This window comes from Streptomyces sp. Ru71 (assembly GCF_002920535.1).
Lineage (GTDB): Bacteria > Actinomycetota > Actinomycetes > Streptomycetales > Streptomycetaceae > Streptomyces.
Window position 1 is genome coordinate 175670 of the sequence record NZ_PQSS01000002.1, and the last position, 12887, is coordinate 188556.

The 12887-nt window shown below is 72.9% G+C and carries 14 protein-coding genes; 5 read left to right on the plus strand and 9 right to left on the minus strand.

What is annotated here, in order from left to right; all coding sequences use genetic code 11:
- The first annotated feature begins 102 nt into the window (after positions 1 to 102).
- Both C3489_RS02045 and C3489_RS02050 read left to right on the plus strand, forming a co-directional pair.
- Positions 103 to 948 (plus strand): EamA family transporter, encoded by an 846-nt coding sequence (locus C3489_RS02045; protein WP_103779167.1) that lies wholly within the window; start codon positions 103 to 105, stop codon positions 946 to 948.
- A gap of 121 nt (positions 949 to 1069) precedes the next feature.
- Positions 1070 to 1474, plus strand: coding sequence for a hypothetical protein (locus C3489_RS02050; RefSeq protein ID WP_258054530.1), 405 nt, complete (start codon positions 1070 to 1072; stop codon positions 1472 to 1474).
- Positions 1475 to 1483: 9 nt separating this feature from the next.
- Here C3489_RS02050 and C3489_RS02055 read toward each other — a convergent pair whose 3' ends face one another.
- A complete protein-coding gene (locus C3489_RS02055) occupies positions 1484 to 1918 on the minus strand; it encodes an HIT family protein (protein ID WP_103779171.1) in 435 nt (144 codons plus the stop codon).
- 134 nt (positions 1919 to 2052) lie between these two features.
- On the opposite strand from C3489_RS02055, the gene C3489_RS02060 reads away from it, so the two are divergent.
- Positions 2053 to 3537, plus strand: a complete 1485-nt coding sequence (locus C3489_RS02060; RefSeq protein ID WP_103779173.1) for a toll/interleukin-1 receptor domain-containing protein — start codon at positions 2053 to 2055, stop codon at positions 3535 to 3537.
- 79 nt (positions 3538 to 3616) lie between these two features.
- Positions 3617 to 3895 (plus strand): DUF1876 domain-containing protein, encoded by a 279-nt coding sequence (locus tag C3489_RS02065; RefSeq protein ID WP_103779349.1) that lies wholly within the window; start codon positions 3617 to 3619, stop codon positions 3893 to 3895.
- Between the two features lie 31 nt (positions 3896 to 3926).
- On the opposite strand, the gene C3489_RS02070 is transcribed toward C3489_RS02065, so the two are convergent.
- From C3489_RS02070 to C3489_RS02095, 6 genes are all read right to left on the minus strand, one after another.
- Positions 3927 to 5087 (minus strand): serine hydrolase domain-containing protein, encoded by a 1161-nt coding sequence (locus C3489_RS02070; RefSeq protein WP_103779175.1) that lies wholly within the window; start codon positions 5085 to 5087, stop codon positions 3927 to 3929.
- Positions 5088 to 5161: 74 nt separating this feature from the next.
- Entirely contained in the window at positions 5162 to 5620 is a 459-nt protein-coding gene (locus C3489_RS02075; RefSeq protein WP_103779177.1) for an organic hydroperoxide resistance protein, read from the minus strand.
- A gap of 106 nt (positions 5621 to 5726) precedes the next feature.
- Entirely contained in the window at positions 5727 to 6182 is a 456-nt protein-coding gene (locus C3489_RS02080) for a MarR family winged helix-turn-helix transcriptional regulator (RefSeq protein WP_103779179.1), read from the minus strand.
- Positions 6179 to 6937: an energy-coupling factor ABC transporter ATP-binding protein gene (locus C3489_RS02085; RefSeq protein ID WP_103779181.1), complete on the minus strand. Its 759-nt coding sequence runs from the start codon at positions 6935 to 6937 to the stop codon at positions 6179 to 6181. The genes C3489_RS02080 and C3489_RS02085 overlap by 4 nt, the downstream gene beginning before the upstream one ends.
- Positions 6925 to 7686 (minus strand): cobalt ECF transporter T component CbiQ, encoded by a 762-nt coding sequence (gene cbiQ, locus C3489_RS02090; RefSeq protein WP_103779183.1) that lies wholly within the window; start codon positions 7684 to 7686, stop codon positions 6925 to 6927. The genes C3489_RS02085 and cbiQ overlap by 13 nt, the downstream gene beginning before the upstream one ends.
- Before the next feature lies 1 nt (position 7687).
- Entirely contained in the window at positions 7688 to 8743 is a 1056-nt protein-coding gene (locus tag C3489_RS02095) for an energy-coupling factor ABC transporter permease (RefSeq protein ID WP_103779185.1), read from the minus strand.
- 169 nt (positions 8744 to 8912) lie between these two features.
- On the opposite strand from C3489_RS02095, the gene C3489_RS02100 reads away from it, so the two are divergent.
- Positions 8913 to 9248: an SsgA family sporulation/cell division regulator gene (locus tag C3489_RS02100; RefSeq protein ID WP_103779187.1), complete on the plus strand. Its 336-nt coding sequence runs from the start codon at positions 8913 to 8915 to the stop codon at positions 9246 to 9248.
- 58 nt (positions 9249 to 9306) lie between these two features.
- Here C3489_RS02100 and C3489_RS02105 read toward each other — a convergent pair whose 3' ends face one another.
- Together C3489_RS02105 and C3489_RS02110 are read right to left on the minus strand one after the other, a co-directional pair.
- The gene (locus tag C3489_RS02105; protein WP_103779190.1) at positions 9307 to 10977 is read right to left on the minus strand and encodes a penicillin-binding transpeptidase domain-containing protein; all 1671 of its coding nucleotides are present in this window, start codon (positions 10975 to 10977) and stop codon (positions 9307 to 9309) included.
- A 114-nt stretch (positions 10978 to 11091) separates the two neighbouring features.
- Positions 11092 to 12723 (minus strand): penicillin-binding transpeptidase domain-containing protein, encoded by a 1632-nt coding sequence (locus C3489_RS02110; RefSeq protein WP_103779192.1) that lies wholly within the window; start codon positions 12721 to 12723, stop codon positions 11092 to 11094.
- Positions 12724 to 12887: the final 164 nt, after the last annotated feature.

The window sequence follows — 12887 nt, forward strand, 5'->3', positions numbered from 1 at the left end:
CCCTCACCGGCTTCCTCGTTCCACGACTACCGTGCTGTGCATGACAACAGCGACCGTCATCGCCACCGCCGACGCCGCCGTGGACGTGCGCGAGCGCGCCTCGTGACGCCCCTCGTCACGGCGGCCGTCCTGCTCGCCGCCGTCACCCACGCCGGCTGGAACGCCATCGCGCACCGGATCACCGACAAGCTGGTCGGGTTCACGCTCATCACCGGCGGCGGTGTCCTGATCGGGCTCGCGCTGACGCCGTTCACGGCCGTCCCGGCGGCCGGGGCCTGGCCGTATCTGCTGGTCTCCGCGGCCGTCCATGTCGCCTACTACGCGCTGCTGATGCGGTCCTTCCGGCTCGGCGACTTCGGGCAGGCCTATCCGATCGCCCGCGGCTCGGCACCGCTGGTCGTGACCGTGCTCGCCGCCGTCTTCGCCCACGAGGTGCCCGGCGGCTGGGCCACCGCCGGCATCGCCGTCTCCTGCGCGGGACTGTCCGGCGTGGCCCTGTGGGGACTGCGCGGGCGCCGCCCCGACTGGGCGGCGATCGGCGCGGCGCTCGCCACCGGGCTCACCATCGCCGCGTACACCGTCGTCGACGGGCTCGGCGTGCGGGCCTCCGGCTCCTCCGTGGGGTACATCGCCTGGCTGATGATCGTCCAGGGCACGGTCGTCCCGGCGTACGCCGTGCTGCGCTGGCGCAGGCGCACGCCGGCGGTGCTGCGCCCCTGCGCCGCGCTCGGTCTCCTCGGTGCCGCCCTGTCCGTCTTCGCCTACGGGCTGGTGCTGTGGGCGCAGACCAGGGCGGACCTCGCACCGATCGCCGCCCTGCGTGAGTCGTCGATCATCGTGGGCGCGGCCATCGGCGCGGTCTTCTTCAAGGAGCGCTTCGGCGCACCGCGGATCGCCGCGGCGGGCCTGCTCGTCGTGGGCATCGGGCTCATGCTGCACGCGGGGTGAGCGGCCACGACGGCGGAGAGGGAGCCCTTCTCGCCGGTCCTCCCCGGCGGATACGATCGGTGAACCGCGGCTCACCCAGGGGCATGTGACGCCGCGTCGAGCGGGAGGGGAGCCCGGCGTCGTGGTGTTGGGCGAGGACCGGATCAAGCACCTGGAGTTCATCCAGCAGGTCGTCACCCGGCTGGGCACGAACTCGTTCCTGGTCAAGGGCTGGGCGCTGACCCTGACGGCCGCACTGCTCGCGGTGTCGGCGAGCCGGCTGAGCTGGCCGATCGCCACGGTCGGCCTGGTGCCGCTGCTGTGCTTCTGGTACCTGGACACCTTCTTCCTGCGCCAGGAGCGCCTCTTCCGCCGCCTCTACGACGACGTCCGCCGCCCGGGCAGCGCCGTCGAGCCGATGTCCATGAACGTCGGCCCCTATCTGGCGCAGACCCCGTGGCTGCCCACCGCCCTGTCGCAGACCCTCGTGCTCTACTACGGCCCGCTGGTCGCCGCCGACCTGGTGATCCTCGGCGTCGCGCTGTGAGGGCCCGGGTCAGGGTGAGGCGAGAGCCTCGGTGAGGCGGCCGGCCAGGTCGTCCAGCGTGGCCGCGTCACCCTCCCGCCGCGGCGGCCAGATCGGCCCCATCGCGTCCCCGGCGTGGCGCGGCACCACATGCACATGCGCGTGGAAGACGGTCTGGGTGGCCGCCGTCCCGGAGGAGTGGATGATGTTCAGCCCCTGCGGAGCGAGCACCGCGCGCAGCGCCGACCCCACCCGCAGCACGGTCCGCATCACCCGGCCCACCGCCACCTCGTCCATCTCCCACAGATCCGCGGCGTGTGCGCGGGGCACCACCAGGGTGTGTCCGGGGACCGCCGGTGCGAGGGGGAAGAAGGCCACGGTGTGGGCGTCCTCGTGGACGATGCGCGCGGGATCGCGGTGCGCGGCGATGGCGCAGAAGACGCAGTCCCCGGTGTCCGCAGCCATCACCGTCTCCCCTTTCCGTCGGAGGCCGTCCCCCGTATGACGGGAAGGTTCACGGTACCCGCGGTCCGCGCGGCCACCCCTGTGATACGTACGGGGTTCGAGCAGACAGGGACGTGAGCTTGAGGGGGCCGGGGATGCGCGCCGAGGGCGGTGTCTTCATCAACTACCGCAGGGGGCCGCACGGCCATCTGGTCGCCCGGCTGTACGAGCGCCTGCAGGAGCACTTCGGCGCGGACCGCGTGTTCCAGGACATCCCCTCGCTCGTGCCGGGTGCGCGCTACCCGGACGCCCTGCGCGAGCGCGTCGAGGACTGCGACGTCCTGCTCGTCGTCATGCACGAGGGGTGGGCCGGGGACCGGACCGACACCGGGGCGCGGCGCCTGGAGCAGCCGGGCGACTGGGTGCGCCGGGAGATCGAGCAGGCGCTGCGCGGCGGCAAGACGATCGTGCCCGTCCTGCTGGACGCCGCCCTGCCGCCGCTGCCCGACGAGCTGCCCGAGCCGGTGCGCGACCTGGCGCACCGGCAGGCGCAGCGGCTGCGCGAGGCGCGGCTCGAAGAGGACCTGGCGGCACTGGTCGCGGTCGTGGAGGCCGACGTCAGCCGGAGCTGGCGGGAGATCCCGGCGCCCGAGCCGCGGCCCGGCCCCGGGCGGGTGACCGAGGCCGTCGCCGCCGTCGCCGGTGCCCTCGCCCTGGTCGGACTGCCGGTGCTGCTGACCGACCGGCACTGGGCGCCCGCCACCGACGACGAACTGCCGCTGCCCCTGTGGGGCGTGGTGTGGTCGTGCCTGGCGATGGGCGTGCCGCTGGTGACGGTCGGCCTGATGCAGCTGCTGCTGCGCCGAGGTGTCGACGCCGTCGAGCGCGAGCTGCACAAGCTGCGCCACGAGACGTATGTGCGGCTGACCTGGCCGATGGCGGCGGCGCTGGCCGGTGCGGCGCTGGCCGTCGTCTTCGCGGGGCGGGGCGGCACGGGCGTGGAGGCCGCGCTGGTCATGGTGCTGATCGTGGTGCTGGGACTCGGACAGGCCGTCGCGCACTTCTTCCGCACCCGGCAGCGCGAACGCGACCAGTGGGAGAACTGGCCGCAGGGCCTGCCCGAGCGGGTGCCGCGCGCGGCGCTGCGCCGGGCGGTGGCCCGTCTGCACCGGCGGGTCGACGGCTGGCGCGCTCCGCTCTCCCGGGAGCAGCGGGAGAAGGCGGCCTGGGAACTCGCCGACCTGCGGGCCGCGCTGACCCGCCTGACGGGCGAGGCCCGGCGGTCACGGCGGGCATGGCTGCGCCAGGACCATCCCTGGCTGCTGGGCTGGTACGTGCTGTGGCTGGCCGGGACGCTGGGCCTGGCCGTCGCGGCGGCGCTCACCTTCGACGCGGCCGGGCGCGGTATACCCCGGGTGTTCGGGGCGCTGGCGGCGACGGTGCTGATCGGCGCGGGCGCCACCGCCGGCACGCTGGAGCTCGGTCACCGCCGCCAGCGCCGGATGCGCGAGGACCTGGTCGCCGAGGCCGCCGGGCACCTGGCGGCGCTGGACGCGCGGGTCACGCGGCTCGCCGCGCCTCCGCGCACCCCGCCGCGCGCCCCGGCCCCGCGCACCGAGGCCCACGCCGAGCCGGACTGACCGCCCGGTCCCGGTCGCATGGATGCGTCCCGGCGTCGAGAGGCGCACCCTGGAAGCAAGTGTTCCGGAGGTGATCGGCATGACGATGCACACCGCTGTGGGATGGCACGTGGAGCTGGAGTTCATCGAGGACGACCAGCACACGCGCGCGGTGGCGCTGGTGCGGCTGCCGGACGGCTCGGAGGTACGGGCCCACGGCAGTGCCACCCGCCACCGCACGGACTCCAATCAGCCCAGGGTCGGGGAGGAGATCGCCGGTGCGCGGGCGCTGAACGAGCTCGCGATGCGGCTGCTGACCAAGGCGCACGACGAGATCGACGAGGCGTCGGGCCGCACGTCGCACCCGATCCACGTGTGAGGCCGGGCCTCCTTCGGCTCCGGCGCCCGCCTCACCGGGACAGGGCTGTCCGCACCGCCCGCACGAGGGCCTGTGCGCGGGGGTCCGCCGTCACGCTCTTCCTGAAGCCGTTGGTGACATAGCCGAACGCGATGCCCGCGTCGGGGTCGGCGAAGCCGAGGGCGCCGCCGCGGCCGGGGTGGCCGAAGGAGCCGTCGGCGAGCAAGGGGGAGGCGCCGCCGTGCAGCATGTAGCCGAGGCCGAACCGGGTTGTGACCACCAGCACCCGGTCCGGGCCGGCCGACTGCTCGCCGCGGGCCAGCTCCGTGGTGTGCGGGGTGAACAGCCGCGTTCCGCCGTCGACCTCGCCGATCAGTGAGGCGTAGACGCGGGCCAGCCCGTCGGCGGTGGCGATGCCGGTGGAGCCCGCCAGGCCGGCCGCGTGGTAGGCGGGGTCGTTCTCGTCGGGTGCGGGGGCGATCGCCCCGAAGGCGCGCAGGGTCAGCGACGCGGGGTCCGCGTACGCCTCGGCGACCGCGCGCTTGGGCCGGGTCTTCAGGCCGCCCGCCTCGGGTGCCGTGACGGGCCCGACGCGGCCCACGCGCGGGCGGGCGTCCTCCGGCAGTCCGAGCCAGAAGTCCGCGCCCACGGGCCCCGCGATCTCGTCGGCGATCCACTCGCCGATCGGCCGCCCGGTGACGCGTCGCACCAGTTCGCCGGTGAGCCAGCTGTAGGTGTGCGCGTGGTAGCCGTGGTCGGTGCCCGGCTCCCACACGGGTGCCTGCGCCGCGACCGCCGCCGCGGCACGGTCCGGGTCGGCGGCCTCGGCCAGGGTCAGCGGGCGGTCCAGGACCGGCACGCCGGCCCGGTGCGCGAGCAGGTGCCGCACCAGGGTGTGCTCCTTGCCGGCCGCCTTGTACTCGGGCCAGTAGGCGCCGACCGGCGCGTCCAGGTCCAGCTCCCCGCGCTGGTGCAGCAGGAGCAGGGCGGCCGCGGCCACGCCCTTGGTGGCCGAGCGCACGATCTGGGCCGTGCCGCGCTCCCAGGGCTCGGTGCCGTCGACGTCCTTCGTGCCGCCCCACAGGTCGACGATCTTGTGCCCGTCCCGGTAGACGGTCACCGCGGCGCCGCGCTCGCCGAGCGCCGCGAAGTTGCGGGCGAACGCCTCCCTGACCGGCTCGAAGCCCTCGGCCACCGCTCCGTGCACGTCCACGTCCGCACTTCCCTCCAGCTCGCCTGCGACGTAGAGGGCAACAGTGGGGGAGGGCCTGCGATTCCGTGGCGGGACTACCCGAGCAGGATCGTTACATCGATGTTGCCCCGGGTGGCGTTGGAGTAGGGGCAGACCTCGTGGGCGGCGTCGACGAGCTGGGCGGCGAGGTTGGGGTCCAGCACCGGCAGCGACACGCTCAGGGCGACGGCGAGCCCGTAGCCGCGCTGCCGGTTGGGCCCGATGCCGACCTTCGCGGCGACGGTGGAGCCGGTGAGGTCGTAGCCGGAGCGGTTGCCGACGAGGATCAGGGCGTTGTGGAAGCAGGAGGCGTAACCGGCCGCGAAGAGCTGCTCGGGGTTGGTGCCGTTGCCGTCCCCGCCCAGCTCCGGGGGCATCGCCACCTTCAGGTCGAGCTGCCCGTCCTGGCTGGTGACGTACCCGTCGCGGCCGCCGTGCGCGGTGGCCTCGGCGACGTACATGATCTTCGAAGGACGGGTGTCGGGGCGGGTGTCCGCCGCGGCGCCGTCAGTCATGGTGGGACCCCCCAGAAACAAGTGCGCACAAGTACATTGCGCACAAGGTACTGGCCGGTAGCCTCCCGGTCCCCGGCAGGGGGTGGCGACCCGGGGTAACGCGAGGTCAGCGGCGTTCGGCGGCGGCCTGGGCGCGGGCCGCCAGCCGGTGCAGCTCCTCGCGCAGCCGGGCGACCTCCGCCGCCTCCAGGCCGGTCGCCGTGAGCAGCGCCCCGGGCACGCGCGCGGCACGGTCCTTCAGCTGCTCACCGCGACCCGTGCACGCCACGAGAACCGTCCGCTCGTCGTGCGGGGCGCGTTCACGGCGCACGAGGCCCGCCGACTCCAGGCGCTTGAGCAGTGGGGACACCGTGCCGTAGTCCAGGTGGAGCGCCTCGGTCAGCTCCTTGACCGTGGTCTCGCCCCGCTCCCACAGCACCAGCAGCACCAGGTACTGCGGATAGGTCAGGCCCAGCTCGTCCAGCAGCGGGCGGTAGGCGGCCGTCACCGCGCGCTGGGCCGCGTACAGCGCGAAGCACAGCTGGTGGTCCAGGCGCGGGGAGTCCTCGTCGTGGCGCGTCACGCGCCCATTGTCACGGAGCGGGGATCGAAGCCGAAGGGCAGCTCCAGGCGGTGGGCGCGCATCAGCTCCTCGTCGGCGAGCAGCTCGGCCGTCTTGCCGTCGGCCGCGATCACGCCGTCGCTGAGGATCAGCGAGCGCGGGCACAGCTCCAGGGCGTAGGGCAGGTCGTGGGTGACCATCAGGACGGTGACGTCCAGGGAGCGCAGGATGTCGGCCAGTTCGCGGCGCGAGGCGGGGTCGAGGTTGGAGGACGGCTCGTCCAGGACGAGGATCTCCGGCTCCATCGCCAGCACGGTCGCGACCGCCACCCGGCGGCGCTGCCCGAAGGACAGGTGGTGCGGCGGGCGGTCCTTGAAGGCGAGCATGCCGACCCGCTCCAGCGCCCGGTCCACCCGCTCCTCCAGCTCGGCGCCCTTCAGCCCGGCGGCGGCCGGCCCGAAGGCGACGTCCTCGCGGACCGTCGGCATGAACAGCTGGTCGTCGGGGTCCTGGAAGACGATGCCGACCTTGCGCCGGATCTCCGCCATGTTCCGCTTGTCCACGGGCAGTCCGGCCACCGTGACCGTGCCGGTCCCGCCGGACAGGATGCCGTTGAGGTGCAGCACGAGGGTCGTCTTGCCGGCGCCGTTCGGCCCGAGCAGCGCGACGCGCTCGCCGCGTGCCAGGGAGAAGTCCACGCCGAACAGGGCCTGGTGCCCGTCGGGGTACGCGAAGGCCAGTCCGGCCACTTCCAGTGAAGGGGTCACAGGAACCATCCCAGCAGACAGACGACCAGGGCCGAACAGGGGAGGGCCAGCGCGTACGACCACTGCGCCCGGGAGGCGGTCACCTCGTCGATCACCGGCATCGAACCGGCGTACCCACGGCTGACCATGGCGAGGTGCACGCGCTCGCCGCGTTCGTAGGAGCGGATGAACAGGGCGCCCGCCGACTTCGCGAGCACCCCCCAGTGCCGTACGCCCTTCGCCTCGAAGCCGCGCGACTCGCGGGCGATGCGCATGCGGCGCATCTCGTCGGTGATGACGTCGCCGTAGCGGATCATGAAGGACGCGATCTGCACGAGCAGTGGCGGCAGCTTCAGCCGCTGCAGTCCGAGGAGCAGTTCGCGCAGCTCGGTGGTGGCGGCCAGCAGTACGGACGCGGCGACGCCGAGGGTGCCCTTGGCGAGCACGTTCCAGGCGCCCCACAGGCCGTTGACGCTCAGCGACAGCCCGAGGACGTCGACCCGCTCGCCCTCCGCGACGAACGGCATGAGCACCGCGAACGCGACGAACGGCACCTCGATCAGCAGCCGCTTCAGCAGGAACCCGGCCCCCACGCGCGCGTGGTACGCCACCACGCCGAGCAGGGCGGCGTACAGCGCGAACGCCCACAGCGCCTCCCGGGGCGTGGAGACGACGACCACGACGAAGGCGAACGCGGCGGCGAGCTTGGTGTGCGGCGGCAGCGCGTGCACCGGGGTGTGCCCGTGCCGGTAGAGCCGGTGCGCGTGCCCGGCGCCCATGTCAGACGTTCTCCACGGTCGTCGACGCCGGCGACACGTCGTCGCCGCGGCGCCGGCGCACGGCCCAGAACACCGCGCTGCCCGCGACGACCGTCATACCCACGCCGATCACACCGGCGAGACCGCCGGACAGCCGGGCGTTGCCGATGTCCTTCACGCCGTAGTCGGCGAGCGGCGAGTCGGCGGAGGCGTGCTCCTTCGCCTTGGCGTCGATGCCCTGGTCGTGGGCGACCTTCTCCAGCCCGTCGGGGCTGGCGGAGGCGTAGAAGCTCACGAAGCCGGCGAGGACCAGGGAGGTGACCAGCCCGGTGACCCACAGCTTGCGGCGCGAGGTGCGCGCGGCGGCGGGCACGGTGACCGGCGTCGGGGCGTCAACCAGCTCCCCGTTCACCCGCAGCTTCAGCCGCTGCTGCAGGCCGCGCGCCCCGTACACCAGGTCCGGGCGTACGGCGATGACGGCGCCGACGGTCAGCGCGGTGATCGCGGCCTCGCCGAGGCCGATGAGGACGTGCACGCCGATCATCGCGGTGGCGACCTTGGCCAGGGAGACGTCGGTGGTGCCGCCCAGGGCGTAGATGCCGGTGAAGGCGAGGGCGGCGGCCGGCACCGACAGCAGCGCGGCGGCGAAGGTGGCGACGGTGACCGAGCGGCGGCCGCGCGGCAGCACCTTCACCAGGCCGCGGAAGACGGCGTAGGCGACGACGGTGGTGACGATCGCCATGTCGGTGATGTTCACGCCGAGGGCGGTCAGGCCGCCGTCGGCGAAGAGGATGCCCTGCATCAGCAGGACCACGGAGACGCACAGGACGCCGGTGCAGGGCCCGACGAGGATCGCGGCGAGCGCTCCGCCCAGCAGGTGGCCGCTGGTGCCGGCCGCGACGGGGAAGTTCAGCATCTGCACCGCGAAGATGAACGCGGCGACCAGGCCGGCCAGCGGCGCGGTGCGTTCGTCCAGCTCACGGCGGGCGCCGCGCAGGCTCACGGCTATCGCGCCGGCGGCGACGACGCCGGTCGCGGCGGAGACCGGGGCGTTGATGAATCCGTCAGGTACGTGCACCGTTCGATGATAGTGGCTTAATGCGAACTACTTGCAAGAGCGAGTCGGTGGTTGCTTGAGATCCGAGACCGGAACGCTCAACAGGGCGTAAGGCGCCTCATGTGGGACATTGGTAAGGGAAGCGGATTGATAGCTTTCACATAGGTCACTGAGCGTAAGGGGCCGTCCGATGTCTGTAGTCGAGCAGTACGCCCGAGCCCACGTCGTCACGGACGCGGACCCCGACGAGGACACGGCGATACCCGTGGTCCTGCGCTACGACCCCGAGGCCGACCCGCGCTCCGTGCGCGTCGGCCTGCCCGGAACCGACGAGTGGACCTTCTCCCGCACCCTGCTCGAACAGGGCCTGCGCGCTCCGGTCGGCACCGGTGAGGTGCGGGTGTGGCCGTGCGGGCGCGTCGGCGCCGTCGTCGAGTTCCACTCCGCGCGGGGCGTCTCCGTCGTCCAGTTCGAGTCGAAGACGCTGCTCCGCTTCCTGCGGCGCACCTATCTCGCCGCCGTCTGAGCCCTCACAGGGTGGGCCTCAGCCCAATGGGGTGGGCCTCAGCCCAAGGGGGTGGGCCTCAGCCCATCCGCAGCAGCGAGGCCACGATCGGCCCGGCCGTGTCGCCGCCGTGACCGCCCGCCTGCACCACACCGGCCGCCGCGAGATCACCCTTGTACGCGGTGAACCAGCCGTTGGGCTTCTCCTGCCCGTCGACCTCCGCCGAGCCGGTCTTCGCGCCGTAGTCCGGGCCGAGCCCGGACATCGCCTCGGCCGCCGTACCGGCCGCCGCCGTGTAGCGCATCAGCTCCCGCAGCTGCGACAGCGTCGACGGCGACAGCGAGCGCGAGGCGTGGGCCAGGCTGCGGCCGTCCACCTCCGGGGAGACCAGGTACGGCTGGTGGAAGGAGCCGGACTGCACGGTCGCGGCGACCGACGCCATGTTCAGCGGGTTCATCCGCACCCCGCCCTGGCCGATCAGCGAGGCCGCCTTCTGCGCCGCCGACTGCACCGGCACCGCCCCGTCGAAGGACGGCACGCCGATCGCCCAGTTGTTCATCGACAGGCCGAACACCTGCTGGGCCTGCCGGGTCAGGTCGTCGTCGTCCAGCTTCGGGGCCTGGCTGATGAAGGCCGTGTTGCAGGAGCGGGCGAAGCTCGCCTTGAACGAGCCGTTCTTGATCTCGAACTCGTCGTCGTTCTGGAACTTCCAGCCGCCGTAGGTGAAGTACTTCGGGCACGGGTGCTGCTTCTCCGACGACGCCAGGCCCTTGTCGATCAGCAGCGACGACGTGACGATCTTCATCGTGGAGCCGGGCGCGAGCGAGCCCTGCAGCGCGGTGTTGAAGCCGTGGCCGCTGTTGGCGACGGCGAGGATCTCACCCGTCGACGGCCGCACCACGACCACCGAGGCCCGCGCCCGCTTGGCCACCTGCGCTTCCGCTGCCGCCTGCATCCGCGGGCTCAGCGTCGTCTTCACCGTGCCCGGCGTGCCCTTGCTCAGCTCCAGCACGGTCTTGTCGGAGAGCTTCTTCGCCTTGGACTCCTTGCCGCGCACCACGCGCAGCTCGATGCCCGCCTTGCCGCCGGCCTTCTTGCCGTACTTCTCGCGCAGCCCGTCCAGGACCGAGCCCAGCGACGGGTACTTCGCCTCCGTGATCTCGCCGCCCGCGCGGTCCAGCGCCTTCACCGGCGGCGTGCCCGACTCGCCGGTGACCAGGGTGTCGCCGTCGGCGAGGTCGGGGTGGACGACGTTCGCGTGCCAGTCCACGTACGGCTTGCCGTCCTCGGCGCGGCGCACCACGGTGAAGGCGCTGCTGTACGTGAGGGGCTTGCTGACGCCCTGGTAGGACACCGTTCCCTTGACGGTGAACGGGACCTTGGCGCCCTGCGGCGCACCCGGGGTGAGGGTGAGGCCCTGGATGTGGGCGTCCTTGGCGTAGCCGGTGAGCAGGGCGGTCGCGGCCGCGGGGTCGTTCGTGGCGGCCGCCGCCTGGGGGAGGCGGCCCTGCTGCCACGTCGTGAGGAACGTCTGCGCGGTGGTGGCGACCTCGGCCGCGGACAACGGGCCCGTCTTGACGGCCTTCTTGTGGGCCGCGGCCGTGGTGGCCTTGTTGTCCTCGGCCGCCGCGCCGCCGCCGTACAGCGCGTACGCGCCGACCCCGGCGCCGCCGACGACCACGGCGATCATTCCGCCTACGACGGCGGGTCCGGTCCTGCGCCGCTCGGCGACGCGTCGTCTCTTACCCACTGCTCCGTGTTCCTCCGCGCGTTCCCCAGGGCGCCACACGCCCCATTGCCCTCGTTGCCCTCACACACCCCAACGACGGCAACCACCCTAGAGTCCCGTCCTGAGCGGGTGACGTCAGCCGCCCACCCGTAGCACGCTTGCGACAATCGGCCCGGCCGCGTCGCCGCCGTGTCCGCCCTCCTGGGTCATCGCGGCCGCCGCGACATCGCCCCGGTAGCCGGTGAACCAGCTATTGGACTTCGACTGCCCGTCGACCTCGGCCGATCCGGTCTTGGCGCCGATCCTGCCGTGCAGCCCGGCCATCGCCTGCGCGGCCGTGCCACTGGTCGCGGTGCGGTTCATCATGGCGCGCAGTTGCCGCACGGTGTCCGGCGACAGCCCCCGGGCGTGGGCAAGCTCACGGTCGTCCAGGCTCCGCGGCACGATCACCGGCTGGTGGAAGGCGCCCGTCATCGCGGTCGCCGTGACCGAGGCCATGTTCAGCGGGCTCATCTGCACCTGGCCCTGGCCGATGAGGGCCGCCGCCTTGTCGGGGCCCTCGACGGCCGGGACGGAGCCGTCGAACGAGGGGATGCCGGTCTGCCAGTTGTCCTGGCCGAGCCCGAAGCGCTCGGTGGCCTCCTGGTTCAGCGACTCGTTCTTCAGCTGCTTCACGTACTTGATGAAGGCGGTGTTGCAGGAGCGGGCGAAGCTGTCGGCGAGCGTCGCGTCCGGGTCCGGCTTCATGCTCTTGAGGTTGTGGAAGGTCTGCCCCTCCCACATCACGTCGTCCGGGCAGGGCGCGGGCCCGTTCGCCGTGGTGAGGCCGTTGTCGATGAGCGTGGCCGCGGTGACGATCTTCATGGTGGAGCCGGGGGCGAGCTTGCCGAGGAAGGCGGCGTTGAAGCCGTCGCCCCGGTGGTTGGCGACGGCCAGCACCTCGCCGGTGCTCGCCTTGACCGCGACCACCGAGGACTCGGCGTAGTTCTTCACGGCCTTCTCCGCGGCGGCCTGCACCGGTGCGCTCAGCGTGGTCGTCAGCTTGCCCGCCTTGCCCTCGGCGAGGGTGAGCAGACTGGTGTCCGGGACGCTCGCATCCGCGTGGTGCACGCTCAGCTCGACGCCCGGGCTGCCGCCCGCCTGCTCGCCGTACTTGGCGCGCAGCTCGTCCAGGATCGGGCCGAGCGAGGGGTAGGCGTCCTTGGTGAGGACCACGCCGTCCCGGTCCACCGCCTGCACCGGCGGGGACGCGGCCTCCCCGGTGACCAGGGTGTCGTCCATGCCGGTCAGCCGCGGGTGCACCACGGACGGCTGCCAGTCCACCAGCGCCCGCCCGGTGGTCAGCCCGCGCACGACGGTGAGCCGGCTGCTGTAGTCCAGCGGCTTGCTCCTGCCGCCGTATGACACCGTTGCCTTCACCGTGAACGGCACGGTGGCGCCGCTCGCCGCACCGGGCGTGATCCGCACCCCGGTGATGTGCGCGGCCTGACCGTAGGAGGTCAGCAGCGGCTCGGCCTTCGCCGCGTTGTTCGTGTACGACGCCGCCTCGGCCGCCTGCCCCTTCGCCCACGCGGCGAAGAACTTCCGCGCCGTCTCCTGCACCTCGTCGCCACTGGGCGGCCCGGTCCGCGCGGGCGCCGGCCCGCTCGCCCCGCTCCCGCCGTCGCCGTTCAGCGCCGAGACGATGTTGTACGCCCCGTACCCGGCTCCGCCCACCATGGCGGCCAGCACCGCGGTCACGATGCCGGCCTTGACCCCCGTACGCATGACGCGTTCCTCCCCGTGTCCTCCCCATGAGGTCTTCGCCCACGCCGTTTATTGAACGCGTTCAAAGACTCTGCCGCCTCGCACTGTATGCGGCCCGGGGGCCGAGTGGGGCGGCAGTTTCCGGAAGTTGTCCGAAGAGAGACGCGAAGCGCTCAGTCAATCCG